We start from the raw sequence: 17092 nt of genomic DNA, 5'->3' as shown, positions 1-17092 counted from the left end.
GATCACCGCCGTGCGCTGCCGCTCCGCCGTCATGTCACGAGCGTGCGCGGCCGCTGTTTCCCCGCCGCATCGCCGTTGTTACCCGGACGGAACGCGCACCTCAGCACCGGGGTTAAGGGTCGGTGAGGCGTCCCTCAAGGCCGGCTTAAGGATCACGCCGGCCGCCCGCGCGCCCCCGAAACCGGCCCACCGGCCGCCTAGCGTGAGCCCCATGCGAGATGTGGCGGGGCGGGTCAAGGGCGGGATGCTGGGCGGGGCGGGGCTGGTCGTCCTGCTGTGGGCGGCCCAGGTGCACCCCTCGGCCCGGCTCGACGCGCTCTTCGCCACCGCCGCGCACCTGACCGGCCTGCTCGCGGGGTACGGGATCCTCGTCATGCTGTTCCTGATGGCCCGGGTGCCGGCCGTCGAGCACGGCGTGGGCGCCGACCGGCTCGCGCGCTGGCACGCGCTCGGCGGGCGCCACGTACTGCTGCTGTGCTTCGCGCACGGCCTCCTCGCCCTCCTCGGCTACGCCGTGTACCGGGGGATCGACGTGCTCTCCGCCGCCCGGGGGCTCCTCGGCTACCCGGCGCTCGCCGCCGCCTGCGCGGGTACCGTGCTGCTGGCCGCCGTCGGCGTCACCTCCGCGCGCGCGGTGCGCCGCCGGATTCCGCACGAGACCTGGCGCGGGGCCCACCTGACGGCGTACCTCGCCGCCGCACTGGCCTTCGGCCACCAGCTCGCCGGCCCCGACCTGGCGCTCGCCGCCTGGTTCTGGGCCCTCGCCCACGCCGTGGTCGCCGTCCTGCTGGTCTGGTACCGCGCGGTGGTCCCCGTACGGCAGGCCCTGCGGCACGCGCTGCGGGTCGCCGAGGTGCGGGTGGAGGGCCCCGGGGTGGTCTCCGTCGTCATGTACGGGCAGCACCTGGCGGAACTGCGGGCGGAGTCGGGCCAGTTCCTGCGCTGGAGGTTCCTCCAGCGGCGGCTCTGGTACACCGCCCTGCCGTTCTCGCTGTCCGCTCCGGTGCGCGGCGGCACGCTCCGCATCACCGTCAAGGCGCTCGGCGGGCACTCCCGTCGGATCCGCCGATTGCGGCCCGGCACGCGGGTGTTGGCCACCGGGCCGTTCGGGGCGCTCACCGCCGCGCGGCGCACCCGCCCCAAGGTGCTGCTGATCGCGGGCGGTGTCGGCATCACCCCGATGCGGGCCCTCTTCGAGACGCTGCCCGGCGGCCCCGGGGACATCACCCTGCTCTACCGGGCCGGCGCGGAGGAACAGCTCGTGCTGCGCGCCGAACTGGAGGCCATCGCCGCCGAGCGGCAAGCCGGGCTGCACTACCTGCTCGGGCGCTCCGACGACGCCCACGACCCGCTGGCCCCCCGGTCGCTGCTGACGCTGGTGCCCGACCTGGTGGAGCACGACGTGTACCTGTGCGGGCCGCCGGGGATGTCGGACGCGACCCGGGCGGCGCTGCTGCGCGCCGGGGTGCCGGCCGGGCGCGTGCACAGCGAGTGCTTCAGCTTCTGAACCCCCCGCGCTGCCCGTCCCTGCCCGCGCTACCCGTCCCTGCCCGCCCTGCCCGCCCTGCCCGTCCCTGCCCACCCCCTGTCCTTCCGCCCGGCCGGCCCGTCACGCCGCCCGTCCGTCCCGCGGCCCCTGAGCCCGTCGTTCCCGAGAGGCCAACGCGCCATGCGCCACCCGCTGCACGTCGCCCTGCCCGTGTCCGTTCCCGCCGCACCCGCACCCGCACCCGTACGCGCCGCCGCGGCCCGGCACCGCAAGCCGCGCCGCCCCTCGGCCCTGCGGGCCGGGGTGGCCGCGCTCGCGTCCGTACCACCGGCGCGGCGGCTCGCCGCCGGGCTGGGGCTGGCGAGCGTGTTGGCCGCGAGCGCGCTGACGGCGGCCGTGGACCCGGCGTCGCCGGTGGCTCCCGATCGGGCGCCGGCCTGGCAAAGCTCAACCTTTGCGCAAGTTTCCGGCGATTGATGGGTCCTGCACTCATCCGTTGCCTAGGGTCAGGGCCGTGCCTGACATATCCACGACCATGATCGTCGTCCTCTGCGTGGCCGCCGCCGCGGCCGGCTGGATCGACGCGGTGGTGGGCGGCGGCGGTCTGCTGCTCCTGCCCGCCCTGCTGCTCGGTCTGCCGAACGCCCATCCCGCCACCGTGCTCGGTACGAACAAGGCCGTGGCCATCGTCGGCACCGCGGGCGCCGCCGTGACGTACGCGCGCAAGGCGCCGGTGAACGTGAAGCTCGCCGTCCGCATCGGCCTCGCCGCGCTCATCGGGTCGATGGGCGGCGCCGCGCTGGCCGGCGGGATCAGCAAGGACGCGTTGCGGCCCCTGATCATGGGCGTGCTCGTCGTGGTCGCGGGCGTGGTGATCTTCAAGCCGGGCTTCGGCGCCGCCCCGTCCACCGCGCCCGTGAGTCGACACCGGGTACTGCTGGCCATCGGCCTCGCGGGTCTCGGCATCGGCTTCTACGACGGCCTGATCGGCCCCGGCACCGGCACCTTCCTCGTGCTGGCCCTCACCGCGCTGCTCCACCTCGACCTGGTCACCGCCTCGGCCACCGCCAAGATCGTCAACTGCTGCACGAACGCCGGGGCGCTGGCGATGTTCGCGTACCAGGGCATGGTGCTGTGGCAACTCGCCGCCCTGATGGCCGCCTTCAACCTGGCCGGCGCCATGATCGGGGCCCGGATGGCCCTCAGCAAGGGCAGCGGATTCGTCCGCGCCGTGCTGTTGACGGTGGTCGGGGCGCTGGTGGTGAAGCTCGGCATCGAGCAGTGGGGCTGAACGGCGCCCCCGGCCGTGAGCCCGTGACGGGCCCGGACGTGGTCCCCGACGCGTGCGCCGCCGGCGTGGTGTCGGCCCGCGGGCTCAGGCGAGGGCGGTGACCAGCAGGGCGAAGGCGGCGACGATGACGGCGACGCGGACGTAGTGGAAGCGGTCCCAGCGGTTCATCCGCTCCTTCCAGTCGGCGGGCCGGTTCTCGGTGGTCCACGTCTTGCTCTGGTTGTTGATCGGGACGAGCAACAGGAGCGACATCACCACGCTGAGCACCAGCAACCCGCCCGCGGTGACGACGAGTCCGGCGCCGTCGTGCTGCCATCCGGCGACGGCCCAGAGCGCGACGAGGACGAGCGAGCCGACGTACCAGACCGGCATGACGGCGCCGAGCATCCGGCCGCCGTGGCTTCGGCCGCGCTGGTTGCTGTCGTCGGGGAGGGCGTCGAGGATCCGGTTGATGACGAAGGCGACGGAGAACTCCACTCCCACCATCAGGCCGACGAGCACGGTGGTGACGATCTCAAGTGCGTTGAGCATGGCTACCCCTCCTGGGATCTAGCGTTGCTAGATGATGGGGCAACGCTAACCCTGCTGCCGCTTGTTTGTCTAGCAGTGCTAGGATCCACTCATGTCGGTACAGGAACGCAAGGAGCGCGAACGGGCGGTCCGCGAGCAGCTCATCGTGGCGACGGCCCGCGAACTCGCCGAGCAGCAGGGCTGGGACGCGGTCACCACCCGCCGGCTCGCCGAGCGCATCGAGTACAGCCAGCCCGTCCTCTACAGCCACTTCCGCGGCAAACGCGAGATCATCGGTGCCGTCGCCCTGGAGGGCGCCACCGAGATGGCCGCGGCGCTGCGGGCCGCGGCCTCCCTCGCGGACGGCCCGCGCGCCCGGGTCGCCGCCCTCGCCCGCGGCTACCTCGACTTCGCCGAGCGCAATCCGGCGGTCTACGACGCCATGTTCCGGCTCGACGGCGGCCTGGCGTTCGCCGACGAGGACACCCCGGAGCCCCTGAAGGACGCCTTCGCGGCCCTGTCGGAGACCCTCGGCGACGTCGCCGGGGAGGGCGTTCACCCGGGACTGTTCACCGAGGTGTTCTGGGCGGCCCTGCACGGGCTGGCGACCCTGACCCGGGCGGGACGGCTGCCCCCGGGGGACGCCGAGCGGAGAGCCGACCTGCTGGTGGACCGGCTCGCCGTGGTCTGACGCGTTGCGCGGCCTGGTGCTGTGACCGGCATCGCGCCCGGTCGCTCGCGCCCACACGGCGCAGGGGCGGATCGCCGGGCCCTGTCACCCCCGACGGGGCACCCGCCCCGGAAGCCGCTGCACTCGTTGATCACCGCCCGGTACGTCCCCTAATGGGTTCCCGTCAGGTGCGCGAAGACGACCACGTTGCCTCGGTAGCCCGTACGCGGCGAGAAGCCGCCGCCGCAGGTGATCACCCGGAGCTCGGCGCGCGGCGAAGGGCCGTACACGCGGGCGTCGGGGAAGTCCTCGGCGTCGTAGACCTCGACGGCGTGGACCGTGAACACCGCCGTACGCCCGTCCGCGCGCGCCACCTCGATCGCCGCCCCGCGGTGCAGCGCGCCCAGGTGGTAGAAGACCGCCGGGCCGGTGGTGTGGTCGACGTGTCCGGCGACGACGGCCGTGCCGACGGCGCCCGGCGTGACGCCCTCCCGGTACCAGCCCGCGAGGTCGCGCCGGGCGGGCGGCGGCACCTGGAGGCTGCCGTCGCGCTCCAGGCCGAGACCCGTCAGCGGGGCGTCCACGCGGATGACGGGGATCCGGATCCGGGTGGGCGGGGAGCCGGGGAGCGGGTCGATGCTGCCGGGGTACGAGGCCTGGGCGCTCAGCGTGTTCAGCGCCTCGGCGGGGGAGGGCAGCGGGGGCCCCGTGGTCTCGGCGGAGCCGCTGGAGACGAGCCAGACGCCGACGCAGGCGGCCAGGGCGAGGAGCCCGCCGCGGCCGGCGGCGCGGGAGGTGTCCATGTCTGCCCCCTTGCGCTGGGCGTGCCGATCCTCTGGCTGAGCCGTCGCCCGTCCCCGCGAACGGGGGGACCTCGCGGGGCGGGCGACGGGGTGCGGTACCGGTCGGACCGCGGCCGAAGCCGCGGCGGGCCTCCGTCAGCTCCGCGTGCCGCTCGCCCGGCGACGCATGAGCCAGGTACCGCACACGGCGACCGCGGCCAGGACGGCCGCTCCCGCCGTGATCTTGGCGGGGTTGGCCGTGGTGGTCGTCCCACCACCCACCCCGGTGTGGACGTGGCCCTGCGGGCCGCGTTCGGCGACGACCAGGTTGCCGGTGGCGAACTTGCCGTTCGCGCAGGTCACCCCGATGTCGTAGGTGCCGGGTCCGTGGTGGCGGGAGACCTGGAACTGCCCCACGACGACCTCCTTGTGGGTGCCCGGGACCAGCTTGAAACGGCCGCCCCCCACGGTGGTGGCGTCACCGTCGGCGCTGCTGCCGGGGCCGCACGCGTTCGTGTTCACGGTGACGGTGGCCCCGGCGGCGGCGGACTTGGGCCACACCTCCAGCGGGGCGAAGTCCCCCGCGACGAAGCCGGGCATGCCGAGGTCCGCGGCGGCCACCGCTCCGGCGACCGGGCCGGCGAAGGCGACGGCGGTCAGCGCGGTGGCGGTGAGCACGTGTGCGGTGCGTCGGCGCATGGGGACTCCTCGGGACGCGGGGTCGTGATCCCGAGGTAACCCGGGGTCGGGCCGTCGTGCCTGTTGATGAGGTGTCAGGTATGCCGGTCGTGCGGGTGTTCTCACAGGTCAAGGGCGGTGTCTGGGGCATTCGTGGCCCCCGGCCGGACGGGTGAACCGCGTCCCGCCCGCCCCCCTGCCCGAGCCTCCGGACCGCCCCCGCCCCGCCTGTCCGCCCGTCCGCCTGTCCGAGCGTGTCCGGACCGCCCGCGTCCCGCCCGCCCCGCCTGCCCGAGCGTCCGGACCGCCCCGCCGCCCCCGCCCCGCCCCCGCCGGGTGTTCAGGCGTAGGGGAGGGCGACCATCGCCGACGCGCCGGTCGGGGGCGGGTTCGACAGGGTGACTGCGGCGCCGATCACCGCGGCCTGCCCGAGTGCGATGGTCAGGCCGAGCCCCGTGCCCTGCCCCCGCTCCGGTGTTCCCGTCAGGAACCGCCGGGGCCCGTCCCGCAGTACTTCCTCCGGGAAGCCGGGCCCCTGGTCCCGGACCGTCACCGTGTTCCCGGACACCGTGACCGAGATCGGGCCCGCGCCGTGGCGCCGGGCGTTGACCAGCAGGTTCGTCAGGATCCGCTCCAGCCGGCGGGCGTCCGTGCGGACGGACCCGGGCGCGTCGCCCCCGATGACCTCAGCCGTCACCCCGGAGCGCCGGGTGATCGAGAGGGTCAGCGGCCCCAGCGGATGCGCCTCCAGGCGGGCCTCCTCCCGGTCCGCGTCCAGCCGGGCCACCTCCAGCAGGTCCTCCGTCAGGGTCCGCAGCGCCGCGACCCGGTCGCGCACCAGTTCCGTGGGCCGCCCGGGTGGCAGCAGTTCCGCGGCCGTGTGCAGGCCCGTGAGCGGAGTCCGCAGCTCGTGCGCCACGTCCGCCGTGAACCGGCGTTCCGCCTCCAACCGTTGCTGGAGACTCGCGGCCATGGTGTCGACGGCCGCCGACAGTTCGGCCACCTCGTCGCGCGTGCCCGGCGCCCCCGACGGGCTGATCCGCGCGTCCAGGTCCCCCTCGCTGATCCGCCGAGCCGTCTCCGCCGCCGCCCGCAGGTCCCGGCTCATACGGCCGGCGAGCAACGCGCCCCCGATGGCCGCCAGGGTCACGACACCCACCCCGTACGCCACCAACTGGGTGTCCAACTCGTCCAGTTCGGCCTGCTCGTGGGTCAGTGACCGCCGTACGGACAGCACGTGCTTCCCGCCCACCGGCCGGGCCGCCCACACCGTCGGGTGCTCCCCGCCCAGGTCGAGCCAGGTCGTGCGCTGCCCCGCGAGGGCCGCCTCCCGCAGGCCCGGCGGCAGGCCCGGGCAGTCGATGCGCGCGTCGATCTCCCCGACCCTGCCGAAGTCGAGTCCGCCCGTCAGCTCGTACACCTGCCGCACCCGGACCAACTGGGCCACGGCGCCCGCCCGCGCGGCCTCCCCGACCTGACGGACCCGGGCGTCGTGGATCAACAGGCCGATGGTGACCGCGACCAGCGAGCACCCCGCGGCCAACAGGACGGCGATCTTCCATCGCAGGCCGAGCGCCCCCGGCAGCCGCCGCACCCGCGCCACCGGGCGTCTCACCGGCCCACCCGCCCGCGGTCCGCGCCCGGCGAGGCCCCCGGGGCGGACGGCGCCCCGGACGCACCGCCGAGGCCGCACCCGCCGTAGCGGCGTTCCTCGCTGACGACCGTCATCCGCCGCCCGTCCCACTGGTAGCGGACGGCCTGCCGGGCGCCCGCGTCCGCCGCCGTGCGGATCAGCAGGTCACGGCCGAGGGACTCGACCGCCATCCGTCGGCCCGTCGCGAAGAGGACGGGCACGATCCCTCCGTCCCGCGCCGTGTACACGGTCAGCGCGGTCCGCCCCGACTCCGTGTCGGCCGCGACGATCAGTTCGGGCTTCCCGTCGCCGGTCAGGTCCAGGTACACCGGCGGTCGCAGACCGGGCTTGCCGGGGGCGTCGATCCGGCCCCGGGTCGCGTGGTGCGCCATGTTCCGGTCGGCCCGCACGACGGCCGCGACGTCCACCCCCGCGAGCCCGTCCGGGCCGAGGGCGGGCGCGTGCGGCAGCGGCGCCGCAGGCGTGCGCCCGGCGGCGGCCTCCCTGCCCGGGGAACGGGGGGAGTCGTCGACCCAGGCCCGCCAGAGGGGTTCGGGTCGGGGCCGGGTGGACACCGGGGGCGCCGGCTCGCCCGCGGCGAGCCCGCCGGGGGAGGCGCAGCCGCCCGACACCGCGGCGAGGGCGCACAGCAGCAGGGCGGCGAGGGAGCGGTGGGTCGATCGCGTCATGGAGGGGGCAGCCGTGGGGTGGGGGACGGGCGGATTCCGATGATGGACGGGGCCCGTCACGGGGACCGGGAGATTGTGCAACAGCGGTGCGTACGGTGGGATCGGGCGGGGGAAGTCGGGTCTTTCGGCCCGGGGCCGACCCCGTCGAACGTCCAGTGGAACCCGAAGGAGCACCCCGTGACATCGGTCGATCGGCCGGAATCGGTCGGATCACCCCCGCCGTTCTTCGTGTACGGCACCCTGCGCCCCGGCGAGGTCAACCACGACCTGTTCCTGCGGGGCCGGGTCGCCGCCGAGCAGCCCGCCACGCTGCCGGACGCCGTCCTCTACGAGGGCCCCGGATATCCGTACGCCGTCGCGCGCCCCGGCTCCGCGATACGCGGCGAGCTGATCACCCCGGCCCCCGGCCGGTACGCGGAACTGCTGGTCGCGCTCGATCTGCTGGAGGAGTACGAGGGACCGGGCCGGCCGGGCAACCTGTACGACCGGGTCGTCCGCGAGGCCCTGCTCCCGGACGGCACCCCGGTGCCCGCGTGGGTGTACCTGGCCTCCCCGCTGCTCGCCCGGGACCTGGCCGCCTCCGGCACCGAGATCCCCGGCGGCGACTGGCTCGGCCGCTGACCGGCCCCACCCGACCGAGGGGAGGGGGCGTCGCGGGACTACAGCCCCTCGGCACCCCGGTTGCGCAACCGCCGACCGTACTGCTGGAGCACCCACAGCTCCTCCTGGACCGCCGCGTGCTGCTCCGGCGGGGCCTGTGGGCTCAGGCGGGTCAGCGTGCCCTGGATCTCCAGGACCCGGCGGTCGACCGCGCGCAGGCGCACCTGCACCAGCTGGACCCCGGCGTAGATCTCGTCGACCGTCTTGGCGTGGATGGCCTCCACCGCCAGCTCCGTGACCATCGCGCGGACGGTGTCGTTCGGGGCTGCCTCGCGGACCCGTGCCAGGTAGTCGTCGGTGTCCTGGGAGGCGCCGCCGGCGTCCTGGATGGCCTGGCGGACCGCCGCGTAGGGCGGGGCGGTGAACTCGTCGATCCCGTACGCGTCGAACGCGGGGGAGACCAGCGCCGGTCGCTGGAGCGCCAGCTTGAGCAGCTCCCGCTCGGTGCGGTGGGCGGGGCTGCGCAGGTTCAGCGCGGGCCCGCCGCCGAGCGGCGCCGGCGCGGTGGGGGCGGCCGCCTCCCGGGGGCGGCCCCGGCCCTGTTGCTGTGGCTGGTTGCCGCGCTCGCGCGCCCACCGCGCCAACTGGGCGACCCGCTTGACGACGAACTGCTCGTCGAGGATGCCGAGCATGCCAGCCAGTTGGACCGCGGACTCGTGCTGGATCGAGAGGTCCTTGATGCTGGCGACGACCGGCGCCGCCTCGGCCAGTGCGGCCGCGCGCCCCGCCGGGTTCTCCAGGTTGTGCCGGGACACGATGTGTCGCAGGGCGAACTCGAACAGCGGGGTCCGGGCCTCCACCAGTCCCGACACGGCGGCGTCGCCCTGCGCCAGGCGCAGGTCACAGGGGTCCATGCCGCCGGGGGCGATGGTGATCGAGGTCTCGGCCGCGAACTTCTGGTCGTCCTCGAAGGCGCGCAGCGCCGCCTTCTGACCGGCGGCGTCGCCGTCGAACGTGAAGATCACCTCGGCGGTGGCGTTGTCCATCAGCAGGCGCCGGAGGATCTTGATGTGGTCCCCGCCGAAGGCGGTGCCACAGGTCGCGATCGCCGTGGTGACCCCGGCCATGTGGCAGGCCATGACGTCCGTGTAGCCCTCGACGACCACGGCTCGGGAGGTCTTGGCGATCTCCTTCTTGGCCAGGTCGATGCCGTAGAGGACCTGGCCCTTCTTGTAGATCGCGGTCTCGGGGGTGTTCAGGTACTTGGGGCCGTTGTCGTCGTCGCGCAGCTTGCGCGCGCCGAAGCCGACGACCTCGCCGCTGATGTCGCGGATCGGCCACATCAACCGGCCGCGGAAGCGGTCGATGGGCTTGCCGCTGCGGCTGTCCTGGGCCAGCCCGGAGGTGATCAGTTCCTTGTCGGTGAAGCCCTTGCCGCGCAGGAACCGCGTCAGGTGGTCCCAGCCGGCGGGGCTGTAGCCCACGCTGAAGTGCGTGGCGGCCGCCTGGTCGAAGCCGCGCTCCGCCAGGAACTTGCGGCCGATCTCGGCCTCGGCGCTGTCGAGCTGCTCCACGTAGAACTGCGCGGCGGCCTTGTGCGCCTCGACCAGGCGGATGCGCTCGCCCCGGCCGCTGGTGCCGGCGGTGTAGCCGCCCTCCTCGTACCGCAGGGTGATGCCGGCCTGGCCCGCGAGCCGTTCGACCGCCTCCGAGAAGGAGAGGTGGTCGATCTTCATGATGAAGTCGAGGGTGTCCCCGCCCGCCTGGCAGCCGAAGCAGTGGTACAGCCCCTTGCCGGGGCTGACCTGGAAGGACGGGGACTTCTCGTCATGGAAGGGGCAGAGGCCCTTGAGGTTGCCGCCACCCGCGTTGCGGAGCTGGAGGTAGTCGGAGACCACGGCGTCGATCGGGACCGCGTCCCGTACCGCCTTCACGTCGTCGTCGTTGATCCGTCCTGCCACCCGTGAAGTCTACGGCCGGGCGGCGGCAATCCCGTCAGGCCCCCTCCGCCACCACCAGGGAGGAAAGCGGAACCGACGGGTCCGAGAGCCTGCCCGGGTCCACCGGCGCCTTCGACCTGATCAGGGCCTGGATGTGCTCGGTGACGTCCCACACGTTCACGTTCATCCCGGCCAGCACCCGGCCGTCGGACAGCCAGAACGCGATGAACTCCCGCTTCCCCACGTCCCCGCGGATCAGCACCTGGTCGTACCCGCCGGGCGGCGCGTACCCCGAGTACTCCAGGCCCACGTCGTACTGGTCGGAGAAGAAGTACGGCACCCGGTCGTAGGAGACCTCCTGCCCCAGCATCGCCCGCGCCGCGGCCGGACCGCCGTTGAGGGCGTTCGCCCAGTGCTCCACCCGCAGCCGGGTCCCGAGCACCGGGTGGTGCGCCGCCGCCACGTCCCCGACGGCGAACACGTCCGGGTCGGAGGTCCGCAGGGACGCGTCCACCGCGATCCCGCCGCCGTGCTCCCGGTCGATCAGGGCCAGCCCCGAGGTCTCGGCCAGCGCCGTGCGCGGCGCCGCGCCGATCGCCGAGAGCACCGCGTGCGCCGGGTGCTCCTCGCCGTCGTCGGTCCGGGCGGCCAGCACCATCCCGTCGTGCCCGACGATCTCGGTGAGCCGGGAGCCGAAGTGGAAGCGGACCCCGTGCTCGGCGTGCAGGTCCGCGAACAGCCGGCCGATCTCCGGGCCGAGCACCGCGTGCAGCGGAGTCGCCTCCGGCTCGACCACGGTCACCTCGGCGCCGTACCCGCGGGCCGCCGCCGCGACCTCCAGGCCGATCCAACCCGCGCCCGCGATCAACAGGTGGCCGTTGTCCCGGCCCAGGCCGGCCAGGACGTTGCGCAACCGCTCGGCGTGCGCGAGCCGCCGCAGGTGGTGCACGCCGGCGAGGCCGGTGCCCGGGATGTCGAGGCGGCGCGGCTCCGCACCGGTCGCCAGCAACAGCTTGTCGTAGTGCAGCGCGGTGCCGTCGCCCAGCACCACCTTCTTCGCGTCCCGGTCGAGCTGCACCGCGGGCTGCCCCAGATGCAGCTCGATGTCCGAGCGCGCGTACCAGGACGGCTCGTGGACGAAGACGCTCTCGCGCTCCTCCTTGCCCGCCAGGTAGCCCTTGGACAGCGGAGGCCGCTCGTAGGGATGCTCACGTTCGTCGCCGATCAGGATCACCCTGCCGGTGAACCCCTCGGTCCGCAGCGTCTCGGCCGCCTTCGCCCCGGCCAGTCCCGCGCCGACGATGACGAATGTTCGGTGTGCGTCGACCACCTGATGCCTCCTCATAACCTCTCCGCCACATGCGACCACATGCGAGCGTCCCGCACTGAGCCTGCCCCGTGAAGGGGGAATGGCCCGATCGACTCACCCTTCGGAGCGTCAGGGCCTTCTGGTGAGACGGGCGTGAAGGGAGCGCGCGGACGCGTCGGTGAGGCAGGCGATCTGGTCGACGACCGCGCGTTTGCGGGCCTTGTCGTCCGTCGCCGCGTCGAAGATCGCCCTGAACTGCGGTTCCAGGCCCTCGGGCGCGCGGGCGCTGAGCGCCTCCGCGAGTTCGGCCAGGACGACGCGTTGGTCGGCGCGGACCCGCTCCTGCTCGTCGCGCTGCATCACGTACAGGTCCGCGACCGCCTTGAGGACGGCGCATTCGTTGCGCGCCTCGCGCGGGACCACCAGCCCGGCGGAGTAGCGGGTCAACCGGCCCGGCCCGTACGCCTCCCGGGTCGCGGTCTCGGCGGCCGTACAGAAATGGCCGATCAGTTGACTGGTGGCGTCCTTCAACCGGGCCTGGGCGATGGCGGAGCCGTCGTAGCCGTGCGGCCACCATTCCCGCTCCATCAGCCGGTCCAGGGCCTCGCGCAGTTCCTCGGGCGCGGTGTCCGCCGGCACGTACCGACCGATGGCCACCTGCCAGATCGCGGCGCGCTCGGGCTCCGCGAAGAGCAGGTTCGGGTCGAGGTGACCGGCGTGCAGGCCGTCCTCGAAGTCGTGGACGGAGTACGCCACGTCGTCCGCCCAGTCCATGACCTGGGCCTCGAAGCACTTGCGGTCGGCGGGCGCGCCCCGGCGCAGCCACTCGAAGACGGGCAGGTCGTCCTCGTACGCGCCGAACTTCACCGAGCCCGGGTCGGTGGGGTGGTCACCGCGGGCCCAGGGGTACTTGGTGGCGGCGTCCAGGCAGGCCCGGGTGAGGTTCAGGCCGACGCTGACGAGCTCGCCCGAGGCGGGATCGGGCACGAACCGCTTGGGCTCCAGGCGGGTGAGCAGGCGCAGCGACTGGGCGTTGCCCTCGAAGCCGCCGCAGTCCTTCGCGAACTCGTTCAGCGCCTCCTCGCCGTTGTGGCCGAACGGCGGATGGCCCATGTCGTGCGAGAGGCAGGACGCCTCGACCAGATCGGGGTCGCAGCCCAGGGCCAGCCCGAGTTCCCGGCCGATCTGGGCGCATTCCAGCGAGTGCGTCAGCCGCGTACGAGGGCTCGCGTCCCAGTCGTACGAACGCGTGCCCGGGGTGACGACCTGCGTCTTGCCGGCGAGCCGGCGCAGCGCGGCGGAGTGCAGCACACGGGCGCGGTCCCGCTGGAAGGCGGTCCGGCCGGGTCGTTTGTCGGGCTCGCCGGCCCAGCGCTCGGTGTCGGCCGGGTCGTACGGGTCGACGGGACGGGCGGGTGCGGTGGTGCCTTCCAAGCCTTCCATGGTCAGACGGTAACCGGAACCACCGTCAAGGCGGGCGATCCGACCGAACCCGACCCCTTACGCGACGGCCCGCTCCAGGGGGCGTTCCCGGCGGGCCAGGGCCTCCTCGTACCGTCGCACCACCAGTCGGGCCAGCGCCGGGTGCGCGCCCAGCGGCGCGGCGGCCGGCCCGCTCGCGGCGGCCGCGCTCGCGGTGGCGAACCGGCCGGGAGCGGTGAAGTACGAGGCGACGGCGACCCGGCGCCCGGTCCGGAGCGACAGGGCCCGCACGGCTTCGGGGACGCTCGGCGCGGCGGCCGAGGCGTGGCCCGGGACCACGGCGACCCCGCCGAGGCGCTCGGAGAGCAGGGCCGCGCCGAGGCGGACGTCGGCGGCGGCGTCGGGGTCGCGCGAGCCGGCCGAGGCCAGCACCACGGGCGTGCCGGGGCTCCAGCCCGCCTCCAGCAGCCGCTCGTACAGGGCCTCGACCAGCAGGGGATGCGGGCCGAGCGGCTCGGCGACCCGGGTCCGCAGATGGCCGGCCCGGGCGGCGGCCGCGGGCAGGTCCCGCTTGACGTGGTGCCCCCGGCTGAGCAGCAGCGGCACCAGGACGGCCTCGCCGGTGGCGCGGTCGAGGGTGTCGTCGAGCAGGGGCCGGTTCAGCTCGACGTGCCCCAGCCGGACGTCGAGCCGGGGGCGGAGCTCACGGACCCGTTCGAGCAGGGCCTCGACGGTGGGCAGGGCACGAGGGTCGCGGCTGCCGTGGGCCACGGCGACGAGGGTGGGCTGCATGCGTGGACTCCGTGGTGCCGGGCCCCCGGGCCGTGCCGGGGGCGCAATCCGCTGAGCTGCGTGCCGAGCTGCGCGGTGATCCGCGTCAGCAGTTCCGCGGCGGTGGAGGGAGGGAGGGGGAGGGACTGGTACTCGGGAGGGTGCGCCGACTCCGTCATGAACCGATCCTGCGGGGCCGAGATTGCCGGGGCGTTGCGCCGGGGTGACGGGTCTTTACCGACTGCTCACCGGCGCCGGTCGGGCACTGTGCTGTGCGCTCGGCGCCGGTGGGGACGCGGGCTCCGGTGGCCGGCGCACGCCCGGGGCGGTCGCCGAAACCGCGCGCCCCCTGTCCGCGTCCTGATCAGCGACACATCCGACGGCATCACCGGGGGAACACTCATGCGCGGGATCGGGAAGAGGCCGGGGCTGCCGCTGCGCACCGTCAAGGCGCGGCGGCGGGCCGTGCAGGCCGTCATGGCCGGCTGCGTGCTCGCGCTGCTGCCCTCGGCCTGGACGCACGCCGCCGCCGCGCCACGACTGCGGACCACGGCCGACGCGCCGGCGGCCGACGTGGCCGTGGTGTTCGGAGCCGGACTGTGGAACGGCAGACCCACCCCCTACCTCGCCGACCGGCTCGACGCGGCCGCCGAGTTGTACCGCGCCGGCAAGGTCAAGGTCGTCCTGGTCACCGGCGACAACAGTCGCGAGGAGTACGACGAGCCCGACGCGATGCGCACCTACCTCACCGGGCACGGGGTGCCGGACGACCGGGTCGTCAGCGATTACGCCGGCTTCGACACCTGGGACTCCTGTGTCCGTGCCAAAGAGATCTTCGGGGTGCACCGGGCGGTGCTGATCAGCCAGGGCTTCCACATCCGGCGGGCCGTCGCCCTGTGCCAGGCCGCGGGCGTGGACTCGTACGGGGTCGGGGTCGCCGACGTACACGATTCCACCTGGTACTACGGCAGCACCCGCGAGGTCTTCGCGGCCGGCAAGGCGGCGCTGGACGCGACCCTGCGGCCCGAACCGCGCTTCCTGGGACCGAAGGAGCAGGGGGTGTCGCGGGCCCTGGCCGCTCTGGCAGACTGACGCGACCGTCGGCATATGCCGATTAGTCATATGCCGATCCGTCGTGTGCGTCAGGGGTGTGGAACCGTGGCTGTTGTGGATCTGACCGGCAAGGTCGTCGTCGTCACCGGCGGAGCCCGAGGGCTGGGCGCGGCCACCGCGCGGGCCGTCGTCGACGGCGGCGGCAAGGTGCTGATCACCGACGTGCTGGAGACGGAGGGCGCCGAGACCGCTGCCGAACTGGGCGACGCGGCCCGCTTCCTGAGGCACGACGTGACGAGCGAGGCCGACTGGGCGGCGGCGCTGGACCACGCGCTCGCCGAGTTCGGCCGCATGGACGGACTGGTCAACAACGCCGGCGTGGCCACCGGTCGGTTCCTGGAGCACGAGAGCGTCGAGCACTTCCGCCGGGTCGTCGACATCAACCTGGTCGGCACCTTCATCGGCATCAAGACGGCGATCCCGCTGCTGCGCGCGAACGGCGGCGGCTCCATCGTCAACATCTCCTCCGCCGCCGGCCTCACCGGCCTCGCCCTGACCGCCGGCTACGGGGCCTCCAAGTGGGGCGTGCGCGGCCTGTCGAAGATCGGCGCGGTCGAACTCGCCGAGGCGCGGATCCGCGTCAACTCCGTGCACCCCGGCATGACGCTCACCCCGATGACCGCCCCGGTCGGCATCGAGGCCGGCGACGGCAACTACCCCGGCACCCCGATGGGCCGCGTCGGCGCCCCCGAGGAGATCGCCGCCGCCGTCGCCTTCCTGCTCTCCGACTCCGCCGGGTACATGACGGGCGCCGAACTCGCCGTGGACGGCGGCTGGACGGCCGGCCTCACCGTGAAGTACCTGACCGGCCGGTGACCCCCGCCCGGCGGGGCACCGGGCACAACGCCCCGCCCCGCCGGTCGGCCTCCCGCCACGTCACGCGCCGCGCTCCGCGCAGGTCGGCGCCGGAGCCGCCGCGAACCGGTCTCGGACATCCGTCCGATCCGCATCGAGGTTCCCGCCAGGGGGTAACCATCGGTCACGCACCGGACTCAGAAAGTGCTCGCACGCCCCTCGTGGCGGCGATGTGTCGTACCCCACACTGAGGTGCGGTGCCCCCGTCCTCGGAGCCCTGGAGGTCGCCCCCGTGCAGACCCGGACCCTGACCGTGAACGTGAGTCACCCCGCTCGGGCCGACGAACCCGTCGAGGCAGAGGCCGAAGCCGTGGACGACGAGCCCGAGGTCTTGGAGCTGATCGAACCGGTGCCCGAGCAGCGCAGGCGCAGCGCGGACAGCGGGAGCGGCGCGGGACCCTCCGCCGACCTCTTCCGACAGTACCTGCGCGAGATAGGCAGGATCCCGCTGCTCACCGCCGCGGAGGAAGTGGACCTGGCGCGACGCGTCGAGGCCGGGCTGTTCGCCGAGGAGAAGCTGGGCAACACCCCCGGCCTCGACCTCCAGCTCACCCTCGACCTGGACAAGCTCGTCGTCATGGGACGGATGGCCAAACGCCGCCTCATCGAGTCCAACCTGCGCCTCGTCGTCTCCGTGGCCAAACGCTACGTGGGCCGCGGGCTCACCATGCTCGACCTGGTCCAGGAGGGGAACCTCGGCCTGATCCGGGCCGTCGAGAAGTTCGACTACGCCCGCGGCTACAAGTTCTCCACCTACGCCACCTGGTGGATCAGGCAGGCGATGTCCCGGGCCCTCGCCGACCAGGCCCGGACCATCCGCGTCCCCGTCCACGTCGTGGAACTGATCAACCGCGTCGTGCGCGTCCAGCGCCGCATGCTCCAGGAACGCGGATACGAGCCCACCGCCGAAGAGGTCGCCGTCCACCTCGAACTGACCCCCGAGCGGGTCCTCGAGGTACTCCGTCTCGCGCAGGAGCCGGTCTCCCTGCACGCCCCGGTGGGCGAGGAGGACGACGTGGCCCTCGGGGACCTCATCGAGGACGGGGACGCCACCTCGCCCATGGAGTCGGCGGCCTTCTTCCTGCTCCGCGAACACCTCGAAGCCGTGCTCTCGACCCTCGGCGAGCGCGAACGCAAGGTCGTCCAACTGCGCTACGGCCTGGCCGACGGCCGGCCGCGCACCCTGGAGGAGATCGGCCGGATCTTCGGCGTGACCCGCGAACGGATCCGCCAGATCGAGTCCAAGACCCTCAACAAGCTGCGCGACCACGCCTTCGCCGACCAGCTCCGCGGCTACCTGGACTGACGCGCACGCCCGTCCGGACCGCACGCGGCCCGGA

General features: G+C 74.0%; 16 protein-coding genes and 1 pseudogene. 8 read left to right on the top strand and 9 right to left on the bottom strand.

Going from position 1 to position 17092, the window contains the following annotated elements; translation table 11 throughout:
* Positions 1–211 precede the first annotated feature (211 nt).
* The 3 genes from ACFYW3_RS07450 to ACFYW3_RS07440 all read left to right on the top strand — a co-directional run bounded on the left by ACFYW3_RS07450 (position 212) and on the right by ACFYW3_RS07440 (position 2780).
* Positions 212–1507 (top strand): ferredoxin reductase family protein, encoded by a 1296-nt coding sequence (locus ACFYW3_RS07450; protein WP_351756034.1) that lies wholly within the window; start codon positions 212–214, stop codon positions 1505–1507.
* A 162-nt stretch (positions 1508–1669) separates the two neighbouring features.
* Complete coding sequence (locus ACFYW3_RS07445) at positions 1670–1966, top strand: hypothetical protein (protein ID WP_389385802.1); 297 nt, start codon at positions 1670–1672, stop codon at positions 1964–1966.
* A gap of 37 nt (positions 1967–2003) precedes the next feature.
* Complete coding sequence (locus ACFYW3_RS07440) at positions 2004–2780, top strand: TSUP family transporter (RefSeq protein ID WP_351756038.1); 777 nt, start codon at positions 2004–2006, stop codon at positions 2778–2780.
* A gap of 84 nt (positions 2781–2864) precedes the next feature.
* Here ACFYW3_RS07440 and ACFYW3_RS07435 read toward each other — a convergent pair whose 3' ends face one another.
* Positions 2865–3311, bottom strand: a complete 447-nt coding sequence (locus tag ACFYW3_RS07435; protein ID WP_389385801.1) for an anthrone oxygenase family protein — start codon at positions 3309–3311, stop codon at positions 2865–2867.
* 91 nt (positions 3312–3402) lie between these two features.
* On the opposite strand from ACFYW3_RS07435, the gene ACFYW3_RS07430 reads away from it, so the two are divergent.
* Positions 3403–3981 carry a TetR/AcrR family transcriptional regulator gene (locus ACFYW3_RS07430; RefSeq protein ID WP_389385800.1) on the top strand — a complete coding sequence of 193 codons (579 nt, stop codon included), beginning with the start codon at positions 3403–3405 and terminating at the stop codon, positions 3979–3981.
* Positions 3982–4130: 149 nt separating this feature from the next.
* Here the strand turns inward: ACFYW3_RS07430 and ACFYW3_RS07425 are convergent, their stop codons facing one another.
* The 4 genes from ACFYW3_RS07425 to ACFYW3_RS07410 all read right to left on the bottom strand — a co-directional run bounded on the left by ACFYW3_RS07425 (position 4131) and on the right by ACFYW3_RS07410 (position 7742).
* The gene (locus tag ACFYW3_RS07425; protein ID WP_351756044.1) at positions 4131–4763 is read right to left on the bottom strand and encodes a class F sortase; all 633 of its coding nucleotides are present in this window, start codon (positions 4761–4763) and stop codon (positions 4131–4133) included.
* A gap of 135 nt (positions 4764–4898) precedes the next feature.
* A complete protein-coding gene (locus ACFYW3_RS07420) occupies positions 4899–5441 on the bottom strand; it encodes a hypothetical protein (protein ID WP_389385799.1) in 543 nt (180 codons plus the stop codon).
* A 319-nt stretch (positions 5442–5760) separates the two neighbouring features.
* Positions 5761–7035, bottom strand: a complete 1275-nt coding sequence (locus ACFYW3_RS07415) for an ATP-binding protein (RefSeq protein ID WP_389385798.1) — start codon at positions 7033–7035, stop codon at positions 5761–5763.
* Positions 7032–7742 (bottom strand): hypothetical protein, encoded by a 711-nt coding sequence (locus ACFYW3_RS07410; RefSeq protein ID WP_351756049.1) that lies wholly within the window; start codon positions 7740–7742, stop codon positions 7032–7034. Before ACFYW3_RS07410 ends, ACFYW3_RS07415 begins: the two co-directional genes overlap by 4 nt.
* Before the next feature lie 177 nt (positions 7743–7919).
* Here ACFYW3_RS07410 and ACFYW3_RS07405 point away from each other — a divergent pair, with 177 nt between their 5' ends.
* Complete coding sequence (locus tag ACFYW3_RS07405; RefSeq protein WP_389385797.1) at positions 7920–8363, top strand: gamma-glutamylcyclotransferase family protein; 444 nt, start codon at positions 7920–7922, stop codon at positions 8361–8363.
* Between the two features lie 38 nt (positions 8364–8401).
* Here ACFYW3_RS07405 and dnaG read toward each other — a convergent pair whose 3' ends face one another.
* The 4 genes and pseudogenes from dnaG to ACFYW3_RS07385 all read right to left on the bottom strand — a co-directional run bounded on the left by dnaG (position 8402) and on the right by ACFYW3_RS07385 (position 13963).
* Positions 8402–10303: a DNA primase gene (gene dnaG, locus ACFYW3_RS07400; RefSeq protein ID WP_351756052.1), complete on the bottom strand. Its 1902-nt coding sequence runs from the start codon at positions 10301–10303 to the stop codon at positions 8402–8404.
* Positions 10304–10337: 34 nt separating this feature from the next.
* Entirely contained in the window at positions 10338–11612 is a 1275-nt protein-coding gene (locus ACFYW3_RS07395; RefSeq protein ID WP_351376021.1) for an FAD-dependent oxidoreductase, read from the bottom strand.
* Positions 11613–11720: 108 nt separating this feature from the next.
* A complete protein-coding gene (locus ACFYW3_RS07390; RefSeq protein WP_389385796.1) occupies positions 11721–13034 on the bottom strand; it encodes a deoxyguanosinetriphosphate triphosphohydrolase in 1314 nt (437 codons plus the stop codon).
* Positions 13035–13091: 57 nt separating this feature from the next.
* A pseudogene (locus tag ACFYW3_RS07385) lies at positions 13092–13963 on the bottom strand (sirohydrochlorin chelatase).
* 223 nt (positions 13964–14186) lie between these two features.
* Between ACFYW3_RS07385 and ACFYW3_RS07380 the strand changes: the two are divergent.
* The 3 genes from ACFYW3_RS07380 to ACFYW3_RS07370 all read left to right on the top strand — a co-directional run bounded on the left by ACFYW3_RS07380 (position 14187) and on the right by ACFYW3_RS07370 (position 17058).
* The gene (locus ACFYW3_RS07380; protein WP_351756059.1) at positions 14187–14876 is read left to right on the top strand and encodes an ElyC/SanA/YdcF family protein; all 690 of its coding nucleotides are present in this window, start codon (positions 14187–14189) and stop codon (positions 14874–14876) included.
* A gap of 30 nt (positions 14877–14906) precedes the next feature.
* Entirely contained in the window at positions 14907–15713 is an 807-nt protein-coding gene (locus ACFYW3_RS07375; protein WP_389385795.1) for a glucose 1-dehydrogenase, read from the top strand.
* A gap of 211 nt (positions 15714–15924) precedes the next feature.
* Positions 15925–17058, top strand: a complete 1134-nt coding sequence (locus ACFYW3_RS07370) for an RNA polymerase sigma factor (RefSeq protein WP_389385794.1) — start codon at positions 15925–15927, stop codon at positions 17056–17058.
* Positions 17059–17092: the final 34 nt, after the last annotated feature.

Source organism: Streptomyces sp. NPDC002602 (assembly GCF_042889445.1).
Lineage (GTDB): Bacteria > Actinomycetota > Actinomycetes > Streptomycetales > Streptomycetaceae > Streptomyces.
The sequence above is the reverse complement of the archived record's forward strand: the minus strand, read 5'-3'. Positions and strand labels throughout refer to the sequence as shown.

Bases quoted from the DNA above. Each gene is read 5' to 3' on its own strand.
- ACFYW3_RS07450 (WP_351756034.1), top strand. From the start codon at position 212: ATGCGAGATGTGGCGGGGCGGGTCAAGGGCGGGATGCTGGGCGGGGCG.
- ACFYW3_RS07375 (WP_389385795.1), top strand. From the start codon at position 14,907: ATGCCGATCCGTCGTGTGCGTCAGGGGTGTGGAACCGTGGCTGTTGTG.
- ACFYW3_RS07410 (WP_351756049.1), bottom strand. From the start codon at position 7,742: ATGACGCGATCGACCCACCGCTCCCTCGCCGCCCTGCTGCTGTGCGCC.
- ACFYW3_RS07380 (WP_351756059.1), top strand. From the start codon at position 14,187: ATGCGCGGGATCGGGAAGAGGCCGGGGCTGCCGCTGCGCACCGTCAAG.
- ACFYW3_RS07425 (WP_351756044.1), bottom strand. From the start codon at position 4,763: ATGGACACCTCCCGCGCCGCCGGCCGCGGCGGGCTCCTCGCCCTGGCC.
- ACFYW3_RS07430 (WP_389385800.1), top strand. From the start codon at position 3,403: ATGTCGGTACAGGAACGCAAGGAGCGCGAACGGGCGGTCCGCGAGCAG.
- ACFYW3_RS07420 (WP_389385799.1), bottom strand. From the start codon at position 5,441: ATGCGCCGACGCACCGCACACGTGCTCACCGCCACCGCGCTGACCGCC.
- ACFYW3_RS07445 (WP_389385802.1), top strand. From the start codon at position 1,670: ATGCGCCACCCGCTGCACGTCGCCCTGCCCGTGTCCGTTCCCGCCGCA.
- ACFYW3_RS07390 (WP_389385796.1), bottom strand. From the start codon at position 13,034: ATGGAAGGCTTGGAAGGCACCACCGCACCCGCCCGTCCCGTCGACCCG.
- ACFYW3_RS07435 (WP_389385801.1), bottom strand. From the start codon at position 3,311: ATGCTCAACGCACTTGAGATCGTCACCACCGTGCTCGTCGGCCTGATG.